Here is a 21,803-nt window from a genome sequence, read left to right as displayed (position 1 = left end):
TTAATCGAGAGCAAAACGACGATGGCGACGGAACTCATCCAGATCGTAGATGCTGCCCTCGCCTCCGCCACTCAACGGAGCGGCCAACATTTGGCCTGTCGGCCCGGCTGCACCCAGTGCTGCCACGGAGTCTTCCCCATCTCCCAGCAGGACGCAGCCCGCCTGCGCGAAGCCCTCCAGACACTCGACCAAACTGCCCCTCAGCGAGCCGCACGCATTCGTGCCCGCACGGCCGAATCCCTCAATCGCCTGTCCCCGCTCTTCCCGGGCGACCCGGTCACCGGCATCCTCGCCGAAGACTACGAAGACTCCCCACTCTTCTCCGACGAATCCGAAGACGCCCTCGGTGAGAATGAGCCCTGCCCCGTCCTCGACTCCGTCACCGGTACCTGCGATCTCTACGCCGTGCGCCCCATCGTCTGCCGGACCTTCGGCCCGCCCATGCGCACGCCTGACGACAACCTCGCCACCTGCGAGCTCTGCTTCATCACCGCCACAACGGGAGAGATCGCCGCCGCCGAGCTCGATCCCGCCATCCCCGCAATCGAGACCGCCAGCAACGAGGCCTTCAACGACGCGCACAACGCGCACGGCGAGACCATCGTCGCCTACGCTCTTCGCAACGCATAAGCGATAATCATCCTCGTGTCCGAGACTCGCCAAGCCACGCGCAACATCACTCTCGCAGTCACCGGAGCCAGCGGCTCCATCTACGCCGCCGAGATGCTCCGCGCCCTCGCCGCCGATGATCGCGTCGACCACATCAACTTCGTCGCTTCGGAAAACTCCCTCCGCGTCTTCGCCGAGGAGCTCTCCATCAGCGGCCGCAACGATCTCGCCGAAAAACTCCTCGGCTCCCCCAGCGCAAAGCTTCGCCAGCACGCAGACTCCGACATTGGCGCCAGCATCGCCAGCGGAAGCTATCCCACCGATGCGATGATCATCCTTCCCTGTTCTATGGGAACCCTCGCCGCCATCGCCAATGGCCTCGCATCAAACCTCATCCACCGCGCCGCCGACGTCTGCCTGAAGGAGCGCCGTCCGCTCATCCTCTGCGTCCGCGAGACGCCCTTCAATCGCATCCACCTGCGCAACATGCAGCTCGCCTCCGATGCCGGAGCGACGATCTTTCCCGCCATTCCGACGCTCTACAACCAGCCTCAATCCACGGCCGAAATGGCGCGCAACTTCGTCCATCGCGTTCTCGCGCAGGTCGGCCTGCCACAGCCCGGCGCCTACCAATGGAAGACTGACGTCGACTAAGACTCCGGGGCCATCGCTCAGTCCGCGGCCAGCACGCTCTCGCTCTCCTGCACCGGCTGCGGCGCTCGCAGAAACTTCTCCGTAGCCTCCGCCACCGGCTTCCAGCACTCCAGCGGAGCCAGGTGTCCACACCCATCGATCACAGCGAGCGACGAGTTCGGAATCCCCTCGTGAATCTTCTTCCCCACCGAGAGCGGAATCAGTTCGTCCTTCGATCCCCACACCACCAGCGTCGGCTGGCGAATGTCAGGCAAGCGAAAGTCCAGCAGATCGCGGCCGCCGGTCATTGCGGCCATGCTTCGCTGCACCACCCATCCATTCCGCGCGATCTTTCGCAACACGGCGCGCATCACAAAGTCTGGCATCGCCTGCGGGTGCGGCGAAAGAACCTTCATCAGCCACGTCACCCCCGGTGCATCCCCGGGCACGAACAGCTCCGATCCAAAGCTGGCCGGAAAGTAGATCCCCGCGCTGTCGTAGATCACCAGCCTGTCCACCATCTCCGGATGATCCAGCGCCAGCTTCATCGAGATCCATCCGCCCATCGACCATCCCCCCACATCCACGCGCGGCAGGTGCATTGCCTGCGCGAAGGCGACCACAGCCTCCTCCTCCATCGCAATCGAGTAACTCGCATCCGCAGGCTTCGATGATCGCCCATACCCCGGAAGATCCGGCACATAGACATGAAATCCCGCCTTTGCCATCGCCGGAATCATCGCTCGCCAGTCCTCGCCCCGCGCACCCAGGCCATGGACCAGAAGTAGCGGTGTGCCTTCCGTGCTACCCGCCTCAAAATAATGCAGCCGATAGCCGCCTGCCTCGACGTACTCGCTCTTCACGCCCTCGCGCCACAGCCGCCAGCTCGTCTGCTGGTCCACCACCCACAGCGGATTGAAGTAGAAGACGAGCCCCGCAGCCAGCGTGAGCACGATCACAACCGCCAGGACCCAGCGTACCGACCTCATCGTTCCGTCATCTCCGCAAGCTTCAAAGCCCGTTCGACCACGCCCAGTGTAGACGCACCAAGGTCGTACTCCTGGGAAAAAATCTCCAGGCGGCTTACCCAGCGCGCCTCAACTGCGTCATCGCCGCATATCGGATCCGCGCCGGCCTCCTCAGCCAGGCACAACCACTCCACCAGCACGTAGTGATACCGCACGCGTCCATCTTCATCACGAACGATGCGGTCCAGCGTCGCGACGATCGCCACCGGACGCACGCGCACCCCCGTCTCTTCCAGGACCTCGCGTGCCACGCCCTCCGCCGTCGTCTCACCCAGCTCAAGCGCCCCGCCCGGCAACGACCACGCCCCCAGCATCGGCTCCCGGCCTCGTCGGATGAGCAGCACATCCTCGCCACGCAGCACGACAGCTGCCACCCCGACAATCGGGGCTTGCGGATACTCCCGACCCACTCTCGCCTCTTCGCCCTGCGCGCTCACTTCAGTGGCTTGCCAAACTCTTCGCCAAACACCGTATGGCCCATCTCATAGCGCCCGCCATAGTATTTGTCCGTTCCCTTCAGGTACCCGATGCCCAACAGCGCCACCACCCAGTAGCTCATCGGCAGACGAAGCACCTCGTGCACCTTCTCCTGCTCGAAGCCCTCCATCGGAGCCGTGTCGTATCCCATCACCTCGGCCATCAACATCATGTGGGTAAAAGCGATCATGACGTGCTTATTTAGCCAGGCGCGCATCTCTTCGGTGCTGAAGCCCGAAAGAAAATTCGAGACGCTCGTCCGCGCCTGTGCCGCATAACTCTCCGGCATTCCGCCTTCGCGCCCCAGATGCAGCATCAGATCAAGGTCTTTGCGCCAGCCATCGGCGTCACCGCAGGCCACGATCACAGCTGAGGCCTCTTCCACCTTGGCCTGGTTGTAGCTCGCAGCGCGCAGCCGCCTCTTCTGCTCCGGAGACTGCACAACGATAAAGCGCCATGGCTGCATGTTGTAACCGCTCGGAGCATGCAGACCCGCATCAAGAATCTGCCTCAGGTCCTCCGGCGGAATCGAGGTCCCATCAAAACTGGGTGTCGCGCGCCGCTCTTCAATCGCCTGGCTTAATGTCTTCTTGATCTTGGCCATCGTTCTCGCTATATCTCTTCACCTAAGATGTTCGCTCCGCCGGAAAACTCGTATCGCCGCGCAGAGACGAAGGCGTCTTCAAGATAGCATCCCAGTCCCAGCCCCTGAATCTCAGCCGCGTAAATGTAAATCCGATCTCTCGGTCCACCGTCCACTTCAATGAATGTCGTTCATCGCCAGCTCCGTGGCATACGGGTTCTGACCGGGAGCCTCCGCAAACACCCACACACCGTGGAATCCTTTGCGCAACTCCGGATAGGCGGCCACAAGCGCGTTCATCGCATCTATATTCCGCTTGCGCGCGACCACCGGATCGCCGATCTGTTCTACCTTCAGCCGGGCCGTGATATCTACCTTGTCCTTCGCCAGCGAATCGTCCACTCCCAGCCCTGTGAAGTGATACTCCGCTCCATCGGCACCCTTTACCACCAGCGGAGCCTGCGGGCTCACCCCCTCCGAAGCCGCTGGCGGAGCAGCGGAGGTCTGCTCGCTGTGCAGCTTTTCCAAATGCGTGCTCTGAATTAGATCCGTCGGATTCAGCAGCGTCTCCGCCTGCTTGTAGTAGAGCCAGGCATTCCATCGCTCGTTACTCTTCGCCATCCTGCGCGCCTCGGTCCAGTACCACAGACCATCGTGGCCGGCGGCGGTCATTGCCCTCGGGTAGAACCCGCCCATCTTCCACTGGCCTCCCTCCTGCTGCATCAGGAACGAGAGCCGCCACGGCGCTGCGATGCCCCGAGCCTCGACGATCGCGAACCCGTACTTGCCTGGTGGCAGCCCGGGAATCGAGAAGTCCACCTCAGCAATGGACTTGTTCAGCGTGCACAGAAACTGAGTGTTCGGAGCCGTTCCATCCGCCGCGCGCTTCAGGTCGCTGGCATCCAGCAGATACACCTGCTCCACCACCATGGTCGCGCCCTTCACCTTGGCCGAAGCGTTCCCGACTGCACTCTGAATCGCCGTAAAGTCCTTCGCGTACTCCTCGATCGTCATGGCACGCAGACCCGCGGCATCGTTGGCCAGCACCTTCTCGGCCATTCCCCGAGCAGCTGCAGCCAAACCGTCGCGTTCCGCCGGCGTCATCGCCGACTGCGTCGTACACGTCTCCCCCAGCACGACTCCAGCACCCAGTGCCGCGACCGAGAGCACCTTCAGCGCCCAACGACCGGCTGCCTTGCTCCTACGCTTCAGACTCCACATACAACGTTCCTCGCAATCCCGTCACGGCGCAATTACGACACAAGTCTAGTACAGAGTGATCCGTCTCGCATGCCCTTGCGCTGGCAGCGACAATAACGCGGTAGACTGTCTACTCACCGGACGGCGAGTCGATCGGCATTGTGACCTTTTATCTGGCTGCACGTCGTATCTCTACCGTACCGATTGATTTCATGCGCCTTCGGATGCCAATTCGACTGTCCGCGCTCACGCTGGCCGCCCTCTCAGCGCTGCCGCCCGCTCAGTCGCGGGCGCTTGCGCAGGCGTCCCGCAACTTGCAGATAACGCCCACTCCCACGCTTCCTCCGACCAGCCCCACAGCGGCCCCTGCCCCGCCGCCAGCCCCACTCACGCCCGCAGAGAGCGCCCCGCACCGTGCAGCAGTCTCCTATGCCGATGGACAGCTTACCATCTCGGCCTCCAACTCAAGCCTCAATCAGATCCTCCGCGAGGTCTCCCGGCTCACCGGAATCAAGATCACGGGAGGGGTCGCCGAGGAGCGCGTCTTCGGGGAGTACGGGCCGGCGGCAACCTCCGATGTGCTTGGCAAACTTCTCGACGGAACCGGCAGCAATATGCTCTTGATAGCAGGCGCGGGCGATAAGGCATCTGAACTGATCCTTACCCCGCGCACCGGGGGCCCCACGCCACCCAATCCGAACGCCGCCCGTTTTGACGACAACGGCTCCGACAACTCCGACAACTCCGACGACGCGCCCCGCCACGTGGCCAGTCCACCCGCGCCGCCACCCGAATCTCAGTCCCGCCCGGCAAACGAAAATCCGGTCGCCGCACCGATCACGCCGCCCAGGGCGGATAGCGAAAACACGAACCAGGCTCCAGCGCCGGCCACCGCGCAGCCTGCCGATTCCACCCAGCAGTCTCCCAACGGAGTCAAAACGCCACAGCAGATCTACGACGAGCTCATGCGTCTTCGCCGTCAGCAGCAGACGCAGCCACAGTAAGCTTTCTTGTTAATTTGACTGATTGAATCCCGGGGAGATTCGGGCTAACTCTCAACAGCCTGCGTGGCCGACACAACGGCGCGAGCCTGCCGTTCTGCGGCTACCTGCTTCGCGTGGATGCGAAAGAGGCGAAACATGCTGACACAGATTCCATAAGCAGTTAGCACGCCAGCAGCCAAAGATGCCGATACCGCAGAGATCAAGACAATCGACGAGTTCACTTCCACTCCCTGAAACTTCAAAAGACTTCCGCGCCAGGCGTGATCGAGCAACACTTCCGGGTCTCTTCCGTAGACCATTGTGTCAAAACAGCTCTCGATTACAATGCCCCGTACGTGCATCGCTATTGCACCTTCGGATACATCCCTTCCACTCTGGTCGCACGCCTCCCACCTCGTTACACGCCCGTAACATCTTGATTCTTCGATCAGGGAGCTGCGTAGCCGCGCTCCCGCATCCACTTGATCAGCAGATCCGGCCAGATGCTCAATTGCGGATTCGTCGCAGCCAGTCCGGCTCCGTGCGCGCCGTGCTGGAAGAGGTGCATCTCCGCGGGCACGCCCGCCTTCACCAGCGCCATGTAGAACATCACACTGTTCGCTACCGGGACCGTCTTGTCATCCGTCGTCGCAAACAGAAAGGCAGGCGGAGTCTGGCTGGTGACCTGGGTCTCGTCGGAGAGCGAGTGCACCAGCGCCGGATCCGGGTCTTCCCCCAGCAAATAAAGCTTCGAGCCGCTGTGCACTGATGGGTCCGTCATCGTAATCACCGGATAGGACAGGATCAGAAAATCCGGCCGGCTGCTCTTCGTCTCGACCTCATCGACAGAGCCAGGGCTGCCCGCGTCAAAGTGAGTTCCCGCCGTCGCCGTCAGGTGCCCGCCTGCCGAGAACCCCCACATGCCGATGTGATCTTCGGCCAAACCGTATTCCGCTGCATGAGCCCGTACCAGCCGGATCGCCCGCTGCGCGTCTCCAAGCTCTACCGGGTTGTGGTATCGCGGCCCCAGGCGGTACTTCAGCACGAAGGCCGCCACGCCCCGCTCATTCAGCCAGCGCGCCTCCGCAAACCCTTCCTTCTCCATGGCGAGATTCTGGTATCCACCACCCGGCACAATCACAACTCCCGATCTGGTCGGATTCGCCACAGCGGGCAGAAAGACCGTCAGCGCAGGTTTGTCCGCATCCTCGTTCCCCAGTGCCGCCGGAGCTCCCCCGGGCCACAGGAGCTTGGTCTTACCCGGCTCCGCACCGGCTGCCGGCTGGCCGGGCTGAGCGAGAGATGCCTGGGACAACGCCGTAACGACAAGCACCAGATACTTCGAAATAACACGCACGCCTTCCTCCCCATTGAACCCTCACCACTGTAAACAAGGCCGGCCGCCGCGAAGACTCTTCTCACTGAGCGGCATCTACGACGCCAATCTTCACAGGCACAACGTGCATGGATTTCCCCGTCTCAATCCCTTACCCTTGTCAGTGGCAGGCATTGCTGCTGGAGAGTTCATGAAGCATCTGGTTCAGAAGCAACTCGCGCAGTCCATCGCAACCATGCAGGCCACTCTCGCCGACCTTCATGTCACCGATACCATCGTCACCATCGCCGAACTTACCGCCAACGCGATGCAGGCGGGACGCAAGCTCCTGGTAGCCGGCAATGGAGGGTCGGCTGCAGATGCGCAGCACCTCGTTGCTGAGTTTGTCGTCCGGCTCACCGAGAACCGGCCCGCCCTGCGCGCTGTTGCCCTCACCACCGACACGTCGATCCTAACAGCCGCAGGAAACGACTTCTCCTTCGACTGCATCTTCGCCCGCCAAGTAGAGGCACTCGGTCAAGCCGGTGACGTCTTTCTCGGAATCTCCACCTCGGGCAACTCGAAGAACATCCTTCAGGCTGTCCAGCAGGCCAAAGAGATGAACATCACCACCATCGGCTTCACCGGCAATGGCGGAGGGCAAATGCGGGCGCTGTGCGATCACAACGTCATCATTCCGTCCAATGTCACGATGAACGTCCAGGAGTGTCACCTCGCCCTTGAGCACATCTTCTGCATGGCGGTCGAACGCTTCTACTTTGGACATGAATTCGGCGCAGCGAGGAGCAGCGAAGTAGTCCTCAAGCGCTGATTGCTTCGCTCACAAACCTCCGCGCGCAGTATCACTCAGCAAGGCGCGGATCTCCCTCCTCAAATCCGCTTCCGTTACTGCACCAACGTACGTCCGGGCGACTTTGCCGTTGCGATCTACCAGAATCGTTGTTGGCAGTCCCTCCATGCCATAGGCCATCTGCGACATCGGCTCTGGCAGTGCAATCGGATAAGCGATCTGGAGTGCCTGCACAAAATGACGAACGTTCTCGGCGACTTGTTTAGGACTGCCTTCGTCCATCGCGATCCCCACCACAGCCAGCCCCTCCGGTCCCATCTCTCGATTCAGCCGCATCAGGGCCGGAGCCTCCTCCCAGCATGGAGAACACCAGCTCGCCCAATAGTTGACCACGACCACTTGACCGCGATGATCGGCAAGCCGCCACGAGCCTCCATCGAGCTGCCTCAGCACGAGAGCGGGCATCGATGTTCGTTCGCTCTTATGGACGAGCCCTTTGGGGTAACGCGCTCCGCGCCCGAACATAAAAGCCAGAAGGATGCCGGTCAACGCCGCGAATGCGTATCCAGCCCATCGCCTTCGGCGCAGATTTGCTGCTTCCATCGTCGGAGAGGCCTCCTAGCGATCTTACCAATTCTTCTTTTGTCTCCCGCAAGACAAAGAGGCGGCACCCGAAGATGCCGCCCTTCTCGGTGCCATTCCGGATTGGGCTGCTATTTGATGAGCGGCAACAGTGCCGCCAGTTGCACGTTCACCAGCAGGTTCAGCCTGTTATCTACCTGAAGAAACTTTGCGGTCTGCTTCGCCCCTATTGCCTTCTTGAACTTCGGAATATACTTCTTCCGAAGATCGGCCATCTCTTCCTCATACTTCACCGCGCGTTGGATGTAGCTATCGGCCTGGGTATCGTCGATCTTGTCATAGTTAGCGGCATAATCCTTGATCAGGGCGACGCGCTGGTCCCCAATCTTCTGCTGCTCGTGCGCATACTCGCGGTAGACCGGCCAGAAGGCCTTCGACTCTTCGTCGGTGAAGTTCATATTCCGGGTGATGATCTCTGTCTTGTCCGCCTGTACGTCCTGGCGAAGCACTGCAATATCATCATCGGTCACGGGTCGACCCGTGACCGCGTCCGCCGGTGGTGCCTGAGCACCTGCCTGGCCGAACGCCGTCATGGTACCCAATGAGAACACGAGCACAGCTAGACACTGAATGGTCTTCATCCGGTCGATCTCCTTAGATTTTTTGCTTCGCGGGTTGGATGCTCCCGGATCGAGCCGGGTTATCCGAAGTTCTAAGACGGCTGCCGACCCCCTGGCGCCGGCTTCGCTAGTAATTCATCTTGAAACGAAAGTCGACGAACGTACGGACCGCCACGGGATGTCCGTCGATCAGGTACGGTTTGAATCTCCAGCGCCGCAACGCGTCCAGCGCAGCACTATGCAGCGGCGCCGGTCCGCTGATGACGCTTACCGACTCGACTGTCCCCTTCTCCGAGATAAGCGCCTGCAGCACCACTTCTCCCTCCACCCCCGCAATCCGTGCCGTCGACGGATAGATCGGAGGCGGTGACGCAATCGCACTCCGTACCAGAGAACTCGCCGGGACGAATACCTTGATGCGAGTCTCAGGGGCTTTTATCGCTTCCTTATCACCCGCGGCCGAGGCAGTCGCGCCAGCGCGGGCCGATGCATTCGAGACCGCCGACTCGCCCGAGCGGCCGGTTTCACCGATGATCCGTCCGACGGTCTGGCGGCAATTGCGCCCGGCAAGCCATCCGCCAGATGAATGACCGGGGTCTTGAGTGGTTCTTCTCTTGCGTTCTCTACGTTGATCTTTCTCGCAGTCTCGCCCGATCCGCTCGGTAGAGTAGCGCCTCTCGTCTCTGCTTGCTTTGGCTTCACCGCCGGCGGAGGACCTGGTTCGATCTTCTGCGGCGCAGGCGCTTCCGTTGGCACTGCAGCGCCAAGGGGGTGAAGTTGCCTGCACTCGCCGCAGCAGAATCCCCGGCCGTCGGCCTCGTAGGGGCATCTGCTATCGTGCTCGCGAAAATCTCTCCGGTCTCGTTCTTCAACACGCGCCCGGGGCTGTTGTAGAGCAGTAACCCCAATACTGACGCCATCACCACCAGCAATACGGCGGAGGCCGCCAGCAGCTGATGCAGCCGCCGAACCTGATATTCCTTCCTTAGCCCTCGAAAGCTACCCGAAGGAGCACTTTGCGACTTGCTCGGAGCAGACTCAGGTCTCTTCGGCGCATCATCAGGTAGATTCGTCTCCGAACCAACACGAAGCGCAGGCTGCGAATAACGCATGACCGGAAGCTGCGCCCGAACGTGTTGCTTTCCCCCTTGCGTTGCGGCTTCCCTGCCGACAGCCGGGAAGCCAGGTCGTCCAGGTGAGGCTCGATCCGCTCAATTCGACTGTCAATGCTGTCCAAATGAAGCTTCAGCTCCAGCGTATGCAGCTCCAGGCGGCCCAGCGCCTCCTTCACCTTCGCCGGGCTGCCAGCAGCGACGACGTGATCCCCTGAAAGTCATTCGGCTCCGCTGCCAGGCGGCGCTCCAACTCGAGCGCCTCCTTTTCGTCGTACAGAAACTGCTGCTTCTCACTCGCCGTTACGGCTTGCGTCGTCGCTTTCGTGATCGCCTCTGAAACGTCCGAAGGAATTTCTCGTCGTCGCTCCAGCCGCCCACGCCAGCAAGAAAGACGACGACCATACTCACTGGAACCGCGCCTGTGGTGCCGATCGTATCGATGGTCTCTCCGCCCATTGCAATGGCAATTATGGTAAGAATCCGCGTCAGCGTAAACCGCCCCCCTTCACGCTGTGCCACCCGACCGGGTCAGCGTGCAAAAGTCCGCACGAAACCTCTCGTCGGAGGCCAGCTTGGCAGCCAGCCGGTAAAAGTCTTCCGGCGTCCCCGAACTGACCTCATGCCGTTTTGAGAGCTCCTGAAACTCAGCGATGTATCTTCCGTACCGAGCCGAAGTCTCCCGCGCATCGGAAAAGAAAGGCATGGCTCGTCATCATACGCTGCTTCTGCCCTTTTGGAGGACTCTCCCGGCATCCCCAATAGAGGGGCATATCTCCGTCTGAACACAAGAATGCGCAGAACCGGCGATAATCATCCCAGGAGCGCGAATGATCCCCGATCTTGTTCGAACGAAAACCGCAAAGGCAGGAGCTTTCATCGCCGCCGCATTCATAGCAATCGTCTTGCCGGTGGTGGGATGTAACTCCAAAACCAAGCCCACGCCCGCAAACTTCACCCAGGTCCTCAATTCGTACTTTCTGGAACACCCCGAATGCCTCTTCTCAGGAGTGCGCTTTCCCTACGCCACGTCCGATCCGGACATGACGAAGCAGTTGAATACCCTCGTCAAGTCGAAGATGCTTGAGTCAAGCTACGAGTCCTCCGTGCATACAACCCGCTACACCGTCGCCCCTGCCGGCTCACGTTACGCTCCCCGCTTCTGCTATGGCCATCGGACCATCAGCACCATCGACAGCTTCACCCCACCAGCCAAAGGAGCAACCGGCTTCCCGGAGACTCATGTCGCCTATCACTACACCATTCAGGACACCCCGGTATGGGCGAAGTCTCCCGATGTCCTCGCCGCCTTTCCCGAGATGGCAAGCGCTCTTGCGAATGGCGGCTCCGGACAAGCAACTCTCGCGCAGACGCTCGCCGGCTGGCAGGTCCCCGAATAGCCTACGCTGATCGCTCCTTCGCCCCATCTACAATCGCCTGTTAGAGGCCAGCGCATGTCCAACTCGTACGACAGTTCCAACGCCAGTCCAAAGTCCCGCCGTCAGTTCCTAGCTCAGAGCGCACTTGCCGTACTTGCCTCGGCCGCCGCCGTCGAAGAAGCCGCAGCCCAGGCACCTCCTCCATCCACCACCCCAGGCGCTCCGCCTGCTTTCGGCACAGCTCCTGCCGTTGGCCCAGAGGTCAACTCCGCGACCTTCGCCGAGGCGGAGAAACTCGTCCAGGTGCCGCTTACTGCACCACATCGTGCGGAGGCCGCAACAAACTGGCGCAATGCCATGGCGCCGCTCTATGAGCGCCGCACGGGCCCACGACGCGTTGCCATCCCAGATGACATCCAGCCGTTCTCCACCATACGGTCAGTGCTCCCCGGGCAGTTGCCTGGCCCCAACGCGAACCGCTTCATTCGCAGCGAAGCCAATCCAGGTCCACTTCCCTCCTCCGATCGAGAGATCGCATTTGCTCCCGTCAGTAAGCTTTCGCGCTGGATCGAGGCCCGAAAGCTCACAAGCGAGCGCCTTACAAACATCTATCTCGCCCGCATCCATCAGTTCAATCCAAAGCTGAACTGTGTCATCACCCTTACCGCCGACCACGCACTCGAACAGGCTCGCGCCGCCGACCGCGAGATTGCCGCGGGCCACTATCGCGGCCCTCTGCATGGCATTCCATGGGGAGCCAAGGACCTCCTCGACACCGCGGGCATCGCCACGACCTACGGGGCCGAGCCATTCCGCAACCGTATCCCTTCCGCCGACGCCACGGTCACCGAACGGCTCAACCAGGCGGGCGCCGTGCTCATCGCCAAACTCTCCCTCGGCGCCCTCGCCCTCAACGACATCTGGTTCGGTGGCCAGACCATGAATCCCTGGCTGCTCGATGAGGGCTCCTCCGGATCCTCGGCAGGCCCCGGAGCCGCGACTGCTGCAGGCTTGGTCGCCTTTTCGATCGGCTCAGAGACCCTCGGATCGATCACCAGCCCCGCCATGCGCTGCGGCATCACCGGCCTGCGCCCAACCTTCGGTCGCGTCCCTCGCACCGGCGCCATGACACTCTGCTGGTCGCTCGACAAGCTCGGCCCGATGACTCGCACCGTCGAAGATTCCATTCTCGTATTGAATGCCATCACAGGCCCCGATGGTCGCGACCTCGCCTGTGTACAGAGCCACCTGGACTTTGACGCTGCCTCTCCCGCCAAAGGGCTCCGTGTCGGCTACATCCCGGCCTGGATGAAAGAGGCTCCCGCCACCCAGGTCGATCGCTCCGCGCTCGAAACGATCCATCAACTTGGAATGACACCAGTCGAAGTTTCGCTTCCGGACTGGTCCTACGACTCGCTCGAGCTCATCCTCTTTGCGGAGTCCGCCGCAGCATTTGAAGATCTGACTCTCACTCACGCCGTCGACCAGCTGCGAGTTCAGGTTCCCGACGCATGGCCCAACAGCTTCCGTCAGTCACGCTTTCTTTCGGCGGTCGATCTCGTCCAGGCCGATCGTCTCCGTCGTATGGTCGCCCAGCAGATGGCCCGCGTCATGGAGCAGGTTGAACTCCTACTCGTCCCTTCACTGCGCGACGAGATGCTGACCATCACCAACTTCACGGGACACCCGTCGCTCACGCTGCGCGCTGGCTTCGTTCAGGTCGCAGAGGCTCGCAGCGACTGGGCTCCCGACCCGGCTCATCCCCTGCCGAAGTTCTCTCCTCCTCGGCGCGTACCCCACGGCGTCACGCTCATCGGCCGGCTCTTCGAAGAGGGACGGCTCGCCCAGGCGGCAATCGCGTTTGAGAGCGCCTTCAACGTATCCATGGAAACGCCGCCGGGCTTTTAGGACGATTCCTTAAATACGCTTAGTCAAAGACTTCGTCGCCAGTTGGCTCGTACAGAGGGACGCCGTTCATCGCATGTCTGAGCCTGGAAAGCGTATCGTACATCCGCCGTCGCGCGCGACTCTGATTGCCCAACGGTCGATGCTCATCAGCCTCTGGTCAACCGCGCCATTCCTGCTCAACAACAGCCTCGGCAAGTTCAACCCAAGCCCCTCGGTCGATGCGCGCCTTGACTCATTCCAGGAGTCCATTGAGGAACTCCTCTGGCCTGAGAAGCGGCAGTACGACTCCGTCCTCGGCGACAAGGTTCCCGGCACGATCGACCGCACCACCGACCGCAGCTATATTCGAGTCGCCAGCGGCTACCTTCCCGATTTCCTGAATGGCCTCCATGGCATTCTCGCCCGCTTCCTCCCTAGCATCTTCGCAGAGGAAGGGATCGCCATCGGTCCCATTCCCAAAGGAACGCCTGTCGGCCTGCTAGCCAACCTGAACGTCGTTCCTGAAACTCACGATCCCATCCAGCGTGCTGCCTATCAGAAGCGGGTCTTCGACCTCCGCCTCAAGGCAAAGCATGAGAACTCTGTGCCCGCCGGAGCCTCGGATGATGAAGTCAACAAGGCCTTCGCCAACATCAAGGACCCATTGATGCTGCTAAGCAAGTGCCCCGACCTGGTCGTCAACCGCGGCCATTACTTCGGCACAAGCTACTTTGCCGAAGAGCCTCCGCTCAGCGACGAAGACAAACGCGCACTCATCGAATTTCTGAAGACGTTCTAGATTTGGCTCCGCCTGGGCGTCCCACCGGGTATGATATCGGCGGCACAATCGATCACCGCTCGGTACAGAAACGCTAGGGCCAAACGTAAAGAGCCTCTAGGAGTCCTCGAATCAACGCTCCCGAATAGCATTCAGTTGTGTTTAAGAAACGATCGCGAGAATTATATTCAGGACATCCCGTGCGATTACTTCTTATTGAGGACGAAGAACGGTTGGCCGAAAACATCACAGCGGCATTGCGCGAGGCAGGATTTGCCGTAGACCATGCTCCTGATGGGCTGGCGGGTTCTCACATGGCCGAGCAGGACGTCTTCGACGCCGTTATCCTGGACCTTATGCTACCCGGAAAGAGCGGACAGAAAGTCCTCAAGGATTTGAGGCAGGCCAAACTTCACACGCCTGTACTCATTCTGACGGCGCAGGAGGGAAAAGAGTCCGTCGTCGAATTGCTCAACAGCGGCGCCGACGACTATCTCGCCAAGCCATTCGATCTGGGCGAGTTGATTGCGCGAGTGAAGGCGTTGATTCGTCGTGCAAAAGGAGTGTCATCCGCCGTGTTGAAGGTCTCAGATGTGGAATTGGATACCATTCACCAGACGGTGCTGAGGCAGGGCCGACAGATCGATCTGTCGCCGACAGAGTTTCGGATTCTTCAGTATCTGGCTCATCGCCCACGGGCGGTCGTTTCGAAGCACGAGTTACTGGAACATCTCTACGATTTCGAGTGGGAGCACCACTCGAACGTCATCGAAGCGCATGTGTCAAACCTGCGCAGGAAGTTGAATCTGCCTGACACGGAACCACTCATCGAAACTCTCCGTCACCGTGGTTACAGGCTTCGTGGAGAAACAGCCTGATGCCATTCAGGACATCCATCACACGGCGGCTCATTGCTTCGGTACTTTTACTTGAGCTATCGGCTGCGTTGGCTCTCATCGCAGCTATCACGGTCAACGAGTACCGGATCCAGTACAAGGTCTTCGACGCCAATATGCGAAGTCATTCCAGCGCTATCTTTGGAGCCGTGCAGGACGCCGACGATAAAGGAGACAATGTCGTTCTAGATTCCCAGGGTTTCACGCTTCCGGACGCTTCCATATACAAGGCTACGGATGACCGTGGCAGAGTCCTTGGATTTGCAGGGCAGCTTCCGCAGATACCAATTCAGGAAGGAACATTCGTGGATGCACGAATAGAGGGCCGGTCCTACCGTTTTTTTGTCTTCGGTGGAGACCGAATCATCGATCCTGAGGAAAATGGCGGAATCCATCACCACATTACAGTTGTCTACGGGCAGCCCGTTGGCCACGTGTGGCACGAAATTCTGGAAGCCATCCGGTTCTTCGCCATTGCAACAGCAATCCTGCTCAGCGTCACAACCCTGCTTCTCATCTGGTTGATCCGCAGATCACTTTCGCCAATTCACGCTCTTGCTGCTGAAGCGGAGAAGATCACCGCAAAGGTCTGGCAGTTTGTGCCACCGGCAGGCGCCACGACATTTGTCGAGCTACGCCCTCTCGCGCTCGCGATTGAAAAGACGATTGCCAGGCTTCAGCGTTCCTTCGAGCAACAGAAGCGTTTTACAAGCGATGCCGCGCACGAGTTGAAGACAGACCTTGCAATCGTGAAGTCATCGCTGCAGCTCCTCTCCATGAAGAGGCGGACCCCGGACGAGTACGCGCGTGGGCTGGAGCTTGCGCTGGATGACTTCACACGGCTGGAGAACACCGTGCAAAAGATGCTGACGCTCGCAAGGCTGGAGCAGGCGCAGAGCAAAGGTCAATCCTGTCGTTTCGATGAGGCGCTTCTGGATGCAGTGCACCAGAGCGCACCCTTCGCTGCGCTCAGGCACATCAACGTTGGCGTCTCGCCCCTGACTCCGGCGACAGTGGAGCTCGATCGCCGCGATGCCTCCCTGCTCTGCTCAAACATCGTTCTCAACGCGCTCCAGCACAGTCCCGAGCGCGGTACGGTAGAAGTTAAAATGACGGTCGACCACGAGCAGATTCATCTATCCGTAAGAGACCTTGGCGAGGGAATCCGTTCTGAAGATCAGCAATTTCTGTTTGAGCCGTTCTATCGCGGGGACCCGTCACGTAGCCGCAAGAGCGGTGGAACTGGTTTAGGCCTCTCCATTTGCAAAGCAATCTGCGACCACGTTGCCGGGAGTATCTCCATTGCGAACCACCCGGATGGAGGGGCCATCGTTAGCGTACTCCTTCCTGTGCTGACCGCCCCTTCCACACACGAGGTTTCAGCTTCATTTAAGGCGCGAAGATGAAACTCGGAATGCGACAGAGATGCCGAGTTCTTCCAGGAGTTTCAAATGCCTTCATTCAAGGTAGCAGCGGGAACCATCCTCCTATTGTCTGCTTCTCTCTCTCAGGCTCAGAACTATCACGTCGCAGACCGTTGGAGGGTTGGCGGACAGGGCGGCTGGGACTACCTGCTCAGCGACGATGCAGCGCACCGTCTGTACGTAACTCACAACGCACGGGTCGAGGTGTTGGACACTGCCACAGGAAAACTTATCGGTGCGATCAGCGGCCTCAAGAGCACACACGGAGTAGCCTTGAATCCGGATGGCAAGACCGGCTATGCCAGCGATGGCGCTGGAAACGCCATCGTCGTGTTTGATCGCAGCACTCTCGCAGTGAAACAGATCGTTGGAGCGGGCACGAATCCCGACGGCATTACCTTCGAGCCAGTCACTCATACCGTTTGGGCGTTCAACGGCCGCAGCCATGATGTGACCGTGATGGATGCCGCCAACAATACGATCGTCGCAACGATCTCATTGCCTGGTAAGCCCGAGTTTCCTCAGGTGGATGGACACGGCTCAGTGTTTGTGAACATCGAAGACATGAACGCAATTGTGAAACTTGACGCGCAGTCCAGGAAAGCTTTATCGGTGTGGCCACTCCAGGGATGCGACTCTCCTTCCGGTATGGCGCTCGATCATGCAAAGCATCGTCTCTTCTCTGTATGTGATGGCGGCAAGATGGCGGTCGTCAGCTATGACTCAGGGAAGCTTCTTGGGCTGGCTACCATCGGAGATTCGCCGGATGCCGCAGGCTTCGACCCAAAGACCGGCCTTGCGTTTTCATCAAACGGAGACGGAACGCTTACGGTGATTGACGCCAACAAGCAGGGATTTCCGCGGTTGCAATCTGTACCTACCGCGCGCGGCGCCAGAACGATGGCGTTGGATACATCAACGGGCAAGATATACCTCTCCACAGCAAAGTTTGGCCCCGCACCTGCCCCGACGGCAGCGGTACCACATCCGCGTCCATCCGTGTTGCCCGACAGCTTCGAGATTCTCGTCGTTACGCGATGAAAACGCCAAAAAGGAAGAGGTCCGCATTACGCGGGCCTCTTCCTTTTGACTTTAAATCGATTGAACAAGATCAGGCTTCTCAACCGTTCGATGGCGAGAGGTGAGCAGGTAGTACACCACCGGCGTAACGATCAGGCTCAGAAGCATCGACAGAACGAGACCTCCGATTACCGCGATCGCGAGCGGTTGGAGCATCTGCGATCCCGCACCTAGAGCGAATGCAAGAGGCAACATGCCACAGATGGCCGCTGTCGCTGTCATAAGGATCGGACGCAAACGGCGCTGAGCCGCATGGAGCATTGCCTCCTGCGCAGAAGCTCCTTCCTTGCGGTACCGCTCGTCTGCGTCCAGAAGCAGAATTCCATTCTTCGCGACGATGCCGATGACCATGATAAGCCCCATGAACGAGGCGACATTGAAGGTCACGCCTGTTATCAGCAGGGCAAACACAACTCCTGCAATGGACAACACCGATGAGGTCAGAATAGCAATCGGAGCTGAAAAATTGCGGAACTCGACCAGCAGTACGCCGAAGACAAGCGCAAGCGAGATGACCAGCACCTTCAGTAGCTGGTGGAAAGACTGCTGTTGCTCTTGATACGTGCCGCCGTACTCTACTCGAACGGTCGGCGGCAGATGCATAGCGCTTATCGTGCGCTGGACCCTGGCGATGGCCGTTCCCAGGTCTGAGCCTTCAAGCTGTGCCGTCACCACGACAAGCTGTTGCAGGTTCTCCCGTCGAATCTCATTCTGAGGAGGAAGCTGTGTTATCTGAGCGAGCGAACCAAGTGTCGCCAGCTTCCCTGTGGCACTATTAAATACCGTGTTCTGGATCGCATCGAGTGATTGACGCGTTTCGTCTCCCAGGCGAACACGTATCGTATAGGGACGCCCATTTGCAATGAGCGGATCTGTTATGTTCACTCCATCGAGGATGGAAGTGGCATCCTCCGCAACCTCTTGCGGCGTGAAGCCCATGCGGCCTGCAACCGAAGGATCGATCTGAAAACTGGTCGCCGGTCCGCTGATCGTATTCTCAATGCCGTTCTCGACACTCACAACGCCGGAGATCTTACTGATAGCATCGCCCACCCTTGGTCCCAGTTCCGACAAGAGAGCGGGATCGTTTGCAAAGAGCTTGATCTGAATAGGCTCAGGCGCATTCGAGAGGTCGTTGATCATGTCCTGCAGAACCTGAATAAACTCAACGTCGAGCTCAGGCTCCGTCTTTTTGATCTGTGCGCGCGCATCCGCGATGATCTCGTCAATATCGCGGTCTCGTTTATTCTTCAGCTTCACCGTCAGGTCACCTGTGTTCGCTTCCGTCACCGCCGCAAGTCCCATCTGGAGGCCCGTACGGCGTGATGTGCTTTCGACCTCGGGCATTGAGTGCAAAATTTGATTCACATGGTCGAGAACCCGGTTCGTCTCCGTCAGTGAGCTTCCAGCGGGCATGATGTAGTCCAGAATGAAGCCGCCTTCATCCATTGACGGCAAAAGATCAGAGCCGAGCGACTCGTAGGCAACGTAGGTTCCAGCAACAAGCAATCCGCAGATGCAAAGGAGCATCAGCGGGCGTGCCAGTGCCCAGGAAAGCGCTCTCTGATGCCACGAAAGGATACGGCTCATCATCTTCCCGTAGTGCTCATGCGCCGGCTCTTCTTCTCGGCGCTCGCGGAGGAAGATGAGGCTCAGCGCAGGCGTCCACGTCACAGCAAGCAGCAGCGAGGCTAGCAACGCCACCGTCATCGTGATCGCAAGCGCTCGGAAGAAGCTTCCTGTAACCCCAGTTACTGAAATCAGAGGCAAAAAGACGACGACCGGTGTGACCGTTGAACCGATCAGTGGAATCGCAATCTCCTTCAGGGCCAGGCGAGCTGCATCCGCTCGTGTTTCACCGTTATCGCGATGAAGCACGATGTTCTCTACGACAACAATGGCGTCATCAATGACCAACCCGATCGCAGCCGCCAGTCCGCCAAGCGTCATCAGATTGAAGCTTTCGCCAATGATCCACAGAAAGAGAATCGTGATCGCAACCGTAACCGGAATCACCAGGCCGGCGACAAGAGACGACGTCCAGTCCCCAAGAAAGAGGAAGAGGATGATGCAGGCGAGCACAAGTCCAATCAGAATGGCGTCGCGAACACTCCTGACACTTTCACGGACCAGTTCCGACTGATTGTAGTAGGGCTTGAGCAGAACGCCGGCAGGAAGTATCTTCCTGAGCTGCTCAATCTGTGCAGCTACGGCATCGGCAACCGCTACCGTGTTGCTGGACGGCTGACGAGTAATGTTCAGCAGCACAGCAGGGCTGCCATCTGCAGTGACTGCAGTGTAGACAGGGAGAACCCCGGGTTGCACCGTGGCGACATCTGCCACACGGACAGGAGTACCGCTTACTGTCGTCTTCACGACAAGGCGACCAAGCTGATCGGCGTCGTGCGCTTGCGCGCCTACCAGTCCTAGGATGAGCTGGTGGTTCGCCTCGTACAGCCCCGGCGAATCGACGATGTTTGATGCCTGGACGGCATTCACAAGATCAAGGATCGTAACGCCAGCGCTCTGCATCCTTGCCATATTGGGAACAATGTGGAACTCCGGCACCTTGCCACCTTGAATCGTCACGGTGCTCACGCCGGCTACTCGATTGATCGGCGGCTTCAATTCGTAGGTCGCCAGTTCCCAGAGCTGTGTCTGCGAGAGGCGGTCCGAGGTGAGGCTGTAGCCGAGGATGGGAAACGTCGCAAATGTAAGCCGATTAGTTGTGAGGTTCGCAGTCGATGGGAGCGTCTGACGGGCCTTGCTGAGAGCTGCGTCGACCAACTGGAGCGTGTGAAACATGTCCACATTCCAGTCGAAAAAGAGGCTTACCTCGGCGGAACCTCGACTCGTCGTCGATCGAACCGTTACAAGTCCAGGGACCGCGTTCACTGCGTCTTCGATCGGCTTCGTGACGGTCACCTGCATCTGCTCAACAGGCATCACGCCGTTGTCGACACCGATCACAACGCGTGGAAAGTTCGTCTCCGGAAAGACCGAGATTGGAACTTGTTGGGCAGCGTAGATCCCCACCAGAGACAGGACGATCAGGAAAAAGAAGATTGGAGCTCGGAAGCGGACGAGCCAGAATGGCTTTGTGGGAGGATTTGAGAGAGGACGTTTCATCACTTCTCGTCCTCCTCCGAGACCTTGCTTACTTTGACCTTTGTTCCTTCATCCAGGCCATATGCGCCGGTGGTAATCACGGTCTCGCTTCCGTTCAGGCCCTCTGCGATTTGCACATCTTCACCATCGTTGATGCCGATCTGCACGCTCATCTTATGAGCTGTTCCATCAGCGTTGACGACCATGACCGACTTCGAGCCGTCCTCAGCCGTAACGATCGCAGACGCTGGCACTTTGACAGCCTTGGGAACTGTCCGGCCCAGAATTGAAGTTCGAACCGGTGTGCCGGCTTTGTATTTGCCTGCGGCATTATCGACACGCAACCAGATCTCGACCGTCGCGCTGCCCGGATCGAGCGCCGGACTGATGAGAGACACTTTGGCCGGAACCGCAGTGTCCACTCCCGGCACGGTCACACTTGCCTCATCGCCAAGACTCAGCCGCTGGGCCACTGTCTGCGATAAATGAACTTTCGCAAACAGCGCTGACGTGTCCATAACGGTGACCAGCGTTGTTCCGGAGGTCGCTGTCTCGCCGGCGAACAAGGGTCTGTCCGTCACAACGCCTGATATGGGGCTACGAATCTGTGAATAAGACACCTGCGCTTCAGCAGCTTCATATTTTCCTTTCGCCGAAGAGAGCTGCCCATGTGCGAGTTGGAGAGTCGCCTCGCGACTCACTCGTTTCAGGGAGTCCAGGTGATTCTGAGCAACGCCATAGGCAGCCTGCGCCTGAGCAAGTGCAGCGACCGCTGTATCGTAGTCACGTCCTGCAATGGCCCCCTCGCGAAAGAGCCTCTGCCGGGATGCTGCGATCTCGCTCTGCAGGTGAAGCTGGGCTTTGGCCTGGGCGACATCCAGTTCCGCCTTCGCATAGTCTTCCTGAACCTGTGCCTTCGTCTGCATGTCGTACGTGGCCTGAGCAGCCGTGAACTGACCTCTATTGTCCAGCGCCTGAGCAGTGAGGTCTCTGTTCTCCAAAACGGCAAGAAGCTGGCCTGCCTTTACCTTTGAACCGCGCTGCACATAGAACTCTTTGACCGGTGCCGAAATCTTGGGGGAAATCGCCGCCTGCGCAAGTGGCGAGAAGACGGCGTCGGCCATGATGTGCTCCGAGATCTCTCCCATCTCGGGGCGTTCGGCTTGCACCGTGACCAATGCCTGGGCTTCTTCGTCCGCCTGCTTCTTGCAAGCCTGTAGGCCGAACGAGCAGAGGAGCACGCCCCCAATGAGAGCATCTCTCAATACCTTCGCGTTGATGGAAGTCTTTGTGCTCAT

At 59.5% G+C, this 21,803-nt stretch carries 24 protein-coding genes; 10 read left to right on the top strand and 14 right to left on the bottom strand.

Going from position 1 to position 21,803, the window contains the following annotated elements; translation table 11 throughout:
* Nucleotides 1-21 precede the first annotated feature (21 nt).
* Both Q363_RS07515 and Q363_RS07510 read left to right on the top strand, forming a co-directional pair.
* Nucleotides 22-630 (top strand): YkgJ family cysteine cluster protein, encoded by a 609-nt coding sequence (locus tag Q363_RS07515; RefSeq protein WP_035349090.1) that lies wholly within the window; start codon nucleotides 22-24, stop codon nucleotides 628-630.
* A gap of 15 nt (nucleotides 631-645) precedes the next feature.
* Nucleotides 646-1,263 (top strand): UbiX family flavin prenyltransferase, encoded by a 618-nt coding sequence (locus tag Q363_RS07510; RefSeq protein WP_035349089.1) that lies wholly within the window; start codon nucleotides 646-648, stop codon nucleotides 1,261-1,263.
* 17 nt (nucleotides 1,264-1,280) lie between these two features.
* On the opposite strand, the gene Q363_RS07505 is transcribed toward Q363_RS07510, so the two are convergent.
* The 4 genes from Q363_RS07505 to Q363_RS07490 all read right to left on the bottom strand — a co-directional run bounded on the left by Q363_RS07505 (nucleotide 1,281) and on the right by Q363_RS07490 (nucleotide 4,551).
* Nucleotides 1,281-2,231, bottom strand: a complete 951-nt coding sequence (locus Q363_RS07505; RefSeq protein ID WP_035349087.1) for an alpha/beta fold hydrolase — start codon at nucleotides 2,229-2,231, stop codon at nucleotides 1,281-1,283.
* Nucleotides 2,228-2,707 (bottom strand): NUDIX hydrolase, encoded by a 480-nt coding sequence (locus Q363_RS07500; protein WP_211256131.1) that lies wholly within the window; start codon nucleotides 2,705-2,707, stop codon nucleotides 2,228-2,230. Before Q363_RS07500 ends, Q363_RS07505 begins: the two co-directional genes overlap by 4 nt.
* On the bottom strand, nucleotides 2,704-3,351 hold the full coding sequence (locus Q363_RS07495) for a nitroreductase family protein (RefSeq protein WP_035349085.1): 648 nt from the start codon (nucleotides 3,349-3,351) through the stop codon (nucleotides 2,704-2,706). Before Q363_RS07495 ends, Q363_RS07500 begins: the two co-directional genes overlap by 4 nt.
* A 156-nt stretch (nucleotides 3,352-3,507) precedes the next feature.
* Nucleotides 3,508-4,551 carry a hypothetical protein gene (locus Q363_RS07490; protein WP_051978514.1) on the bottom strand — a complete coding sequence of 348 codons (1,044 nt, stop codon included), beginning with the start codon at nucleotides 4,549-4,551 and terminating at the stop codon, nucleotides 3,508-3,510.
* 203 nt (nucleotides 4,552-4,754) lie between these two features.
* Here Q363_RS07490 and Q363_RS07485 point away from each other — a divergent pair, with 203 nt between their 5' ends.
* A complete protein-coding gene (locus Q363_RS07485) occupies nucleotides 4,755-5,534 on the top strand; it encodes a hypothetical protein (RefSeq protein ID WP_157466612.1) in 780 nt (259 codons plus the stop codon).
* Between the two features lie 44 nt (nucleotides 5,535-5,578).
* On the opposite strand, the gene Q363_RS42680 is transcribed toward Q363_RS07485, so the two are convergent.
* Both Q363_RS42680 and Q363_RS07475 read right to left on the bottom strand, forming a co-directional pair.
* Nucleotides 5,579-5,833, bottom strand: coding sequence for a hypothetical protein (locus Q363_RS42680; protein ID WP_035349083.1), 255 nt, complete (start codon nucleotides 5,831-5,833; stop codon nucleotides 5,579-5,581).
* 128 nt (nucleotides 5,834-5,961) lie between these two features.
* Nucleotides 5,962-6,870 carry an alpha/beta hydrolase gene (locus tag Q363_RS07475; RefSeq protein ID WP_035349082.1) on the bottom strand — a complete coding sequence of 303 codons (909 nt, stop codon included), beginning with the start codon at nucleotides 6,868-6,870 and terminating at the stop codon, nucleotides 5,962-5,964.
* A 169-nt stretch (nucleotides 6,871-7,039) separates the two neighbouring features.
* Here Q363_RS07475 and Q363_RS07470 point away from each other — a divergent pair, with 169 nt between their 5' ends.
* A complete protein-coding gene (locus Q363_RS07470) occupies nucleotides 7,040-7,660 on the top strand; it encodes a D-sedoheptulose-7-phosphate isomerase (protein WP_035349081.1) in 621 nt (206 codons plus the stop codon).
* A gap of 9 nt (nucleotides 7,661-7,669) precedes the next feature.
* On the opposite strand, the gene Q363_RS35840 is transcribed toward Q363_RS07470, so the two are convergent.
* The 6 genes from Q363_RS35840 to Q363_RS07445 form a co-directional block, all read right to left on the bottom strand.
* Nucleotides 7,670-8,242 (bottom strand): TlpA family protein disulfide reductase, encoded by a 573-nt coding sequence (locus Q363_RS35840; RefSeq protein WP_051978513.1) that lies wholly within the window; start codon nucleotides 8,240-8,242, stop codon nucleotides 7,670-7,672.
* Between the two features lie 110 nt (nucleotides 8,243-8,352).
* Nucleotides 8,353-8,862: a hypothetical protein gene (locus Q363_RS07460; protein ID WP_035349079.1), complete on the bottom strand. Its 510-nt coding sequence runs from the start codon at nucleotides 8,860-8,862 to the stop codon at nucleotides 8,353-8,355.
* A gap of 106 nt (nucleotides 8,863-8,968) precedes the next feature.
* Complete coding sequence (locus Q363_RS35835; RefSeq protein WP_084080127.1) at nucleotides 8,969-9,670, bottom strand: energy transducer TonB; 702 nt, start codon at nucleotides 9,668-9,670, stop codon at nucleotides 8,969-8,971.
* 156 nt (nucleotides 9,671-9,826) lie between these two features.
* A complete protein-coding gene (locus Q363_RS07450; RefSeq protein WP_035349077.1) occupies nucleotides 9,827-10,132 on the bottom strand; it encodes a hypothetical protein in 306 nt (101 codons plus the stop codon).
* 124 nt (nucleotides 10,133-10,256) lie between these two features.
* On the bottom strand, nucleotides 10,257-10,475 hold the full coding sequence (locus Q363_RS42675; RefSeq protein ID WP_211256130.1) for a hypothetical protein: 219 nt from the start codon (nucleotides 10,473-10,475) through the stop codon (nucleotides 10,257-10,259).
* On the bottom strand, nucleotides 10,462-10,659 hold the full coding sequence (locus tag Q363_RS07445) for a hypothetical protein (protein ID WP_035349075.1): 198 nt from the start codon (nucleotides 10,657-10,659) through the stop codon (nucleotides 10,462-10,464). Before Q363_RS07445 ends, Q363_RS42675 begins: the two co-directional genes overlap by 14 nt.
* Nucleotides 10,660-10,783: 124 nt before the next feature.
* Here Q363_RS07445 and Q363_RS07440 point away from each other — a divergent pair, with 124 nt between their 5' ends.
* The 6 genes from Q363_RS07440 to Q363_RS07415 all read left to right on the top strand — a co-directional run bounded on the left by Q363_RS07440 (nucleotide 10,784) and on the right by Q363_RS07415 (nucleotide 17,358).
* Nucleotides 10,784-11,353: a hypothetical protein gene (locus Q363_RS07440; protein WP_035349073.1), complete on the top strand. Its 570-nt coding sequence runs from the start codon at nucleotides 10,784-10,786 to the stop codon at nucleotides 11,351-11,353.
* A gap of 54 nt (nucleotides 11,354-11,407) precedes the next feature.
* Nucleotides 11,408-13,240: an amidase gene (locus Q363_RS07435; RefSeq protein ID WP_051978511.1), complete on the top strand. Its 1,833-nt coding sequence runs from the start codon at nucleotides 11,408-11,410 to the stop codon at nucleotides 13,238-13,240.
* A 73-nt stretch (nucleotides 13,241-13,313) separates the two neighbouring features.
* Complete coding sequence (locus Q363_RS07430) at nucleotides 13,314-14,018, top strand: hypothetical protein (RefSeq protein ID WP_035349071.1); 705 nt, start codon at nucleotides 13,314-13,316, stop codon at nucleotides 14,016-14,018.
* Nucleotides 14,019-14,197: 179 nt separating this feature from the next.
* Nucleotides 14,198-14,875, top strand: a complete 678-nt coding sequence (locus Q363_RS07425; RefSeq protein WP_035349069.1) for a response regulator transcription factor — start codon at nucleotides 14,198-14,200, stop codon at nucleotides 14,873-14,875.
* Nucleotides 14,875-16,299 carry a sensor histidine kinase gene (locus tag Q363_RS07420; RefSeq protein WP_084080125.1) on the top strand — a complete coding sequence of 475 codons (1,425 nt, stop codon included), beginning with the start codon at nucleotides 14,875-14,877 and terminating at the stop codon, nucleotides 16,297-16,299. Before Q363_RS07425 ends, Q363_RS07420 begins: the two co-directional genes overlap by 1 nt.
* A 45-nt stretch (nucleotides 16,300-16,344) precedes the next feature.
* Nucleotides 16,345-17,358: a YncE family protein gene (locus Q363_RS07415; RefSeq protein WP_035349066.1), complete on the top strand. Its 1,014-nt coding sequence runs from the start codon at nucleotides 16,345-16,347 to the stop codon at nucleotides 17,356-17,358.
* A gap of 51 nt (nucleotides 17,359-17,409) precedes the next feature.
* Here the strand turns inward: Q363_RS07415 and Q363_RS07410 are convergent, their stop codons facing one another.
* Together Q363_RS07410 and Q363_RS07405 are read right to left on the bottom strand one after the other, a co-directional pair.
* Nucleotides 17,410-20,526 carry an efflux RND transporter permease subunit gene (locus Q363_RS07410; RefSeq protein WP_035349065.1) on the bottom strand — a complete coding sequence of 1,039 codons (3,117 nt, stop codon included), beginning with the start codon at nucleotides 20,524-20,526 and terminating at the stop codon, nucleotides 17,410-17,412.
* Nucleotides 20,526-21,803, bottom strand: a complete 1,278-nt coding sequence (locus Q363_RS07405; RefSeq protein ID WP_035349064.1) for an efflux RND transporter periplasmic adaptor subunit — start codon at nucleotides 21,801-21,803, stop codon at nucleotides 20,526-20,528. The genes Q363_RS07410 and Q363_RS07405 overlap by 1 nt, the downstream gene beginning before the upstream one ends.

This window comes from Edaphobacter aggregans DSM 19364 (assembly GCF_000745965.1).
GTDB lineage: Bacteria > Acidobacteriota > Terriglobia > Terriglobales > Acidobacteriaceae > Edaphobacter > Edaphobacter aggregans.
Note: the sequence above shows the minus strand (reverse complement) of the source record. Positions and strands in the feature narration are given on the sequence as shown.

Coding starts and splice junctions, on each gene's coding strand:
- Q363_RS07515 (WP_035349090.1), top strand. CDS start 22: ATGGCGACGGAACTCATCCAGATCGTAGATGCTGCCCTCGCCTCCGCC.
- Q363_RS07505 (WP_035349087.1), bottom strand. CDS start 2,231: ATGAGGTCGGTACGCTGGGTCCTGGCGGTTGTGATCGTGCTCACGCTG.
- Q363_RS07495 (WP_035349085.1), bottom strand. CDS start 3,351: ATGGCCAAGATCAAGAAGACATTAAGCCAGGCGATTGAAGAGCGGCGC.
- Q363_RS07490 (WP_051978514.1), bottom strand. CDS start 4,551: ATGTGGAGTCTGAAGCGTAGGAGCAAGGCAGCCGGTCGTTGGGCGCTG.
- Q363_RS07485 (WP_157466612.1), top strand. CDS start 4,755: ATGCCAATTCGACTGTCCGCGCTCACGCTGGCCGCCCTCTCAGCGCTG.
- Q363_RS42680 (WP_035349083.1), bottom strand. CDS start 5,833: ATGGTCTACGGAAGAGACCCGGAAGTGTTGCTCGATCACGCCTGGCGC.
- Q363_RS07470 (WP_035349081.1), top strand. CDS start 7,040: ATGAAGCATCTGGTTCAGAAGCAACTCGCGCAGTCCATCGCAACCATG.
- Q363_RS35840 (WP_051978513.1), bottom strand. CDS start 8,242: ATGGAAGCAGCAAATCTGCGCCGAAGGCGATGGGCTGGATACGCATTC.
- Q363_RS07460 (WP_035349079.1), bottom strand. CDS start 8,862: ATGAAGACCATTCAGTGTCTAGCTGTGCTCGTGTTCTCATTGGGTACC.
- Q363_RS35835 (WP_084080127.1), bottom strand. CDS start 9,670: ATGCCCCTACGAGGCCGACGGCCGGGGATTCTGCTGCGGCGAGTGCAG.
- Q363_RS07445 (WP_035349075.1), bottom strand. CDS start 10,659: ATGCCTTTCTTTTCCGATGCGCGGGAGACTTCGGCTCGGTACGGAAGA.
- Q363_RS07440 (WP_035349073.1), top strand. CDS start 10,784: ATGATCCCCGATCTTGTTCGAACGAAAACCGCAAAGGCAGGAGCTTTC.
- Q363_RS07435 (WP_051978511.1), top strand. CDS start 11,408: ATGTCCAACTCGTACGACAGTTCCAACGCCAGTCCAAAGTCCCGCCGT.
- Q363_RS07430 (WP_035349071.1), top strand. CDS start 13,314: ATGTCTGAGCCTGGAAAGCGTATCGTACATCCGCCGTCGCGCGCGACT.
- Q363_RS07420 (WP_084080125.1), top strand. CDS start 14,875: ATGCCATTCAGGACATCCATCACACGGCGGCTCATTGCTTCGGTACTT.
- Q363_RS07415 (WP_035349066.1), top strand. CDS start 16,345: ATGCCTTCATTCAAGGTAGCAGCGGGAACCATCCTCCTATTGTCTGCT.
- Q363_RS07410 (WP_035349065.1), bottom strand. CDS start 20,526: ATGAAACGTCCTCTCTCAAATCCTCCCACAAAGCCATTCTGGCTCGTC.
- Q363_RS07405 (WP_035349064.1), bottom strand. CDS start 21,803: ATGAGCACAAAGACTTCCATCAACGCGAAGGTATTGAGAGATGCTCTC.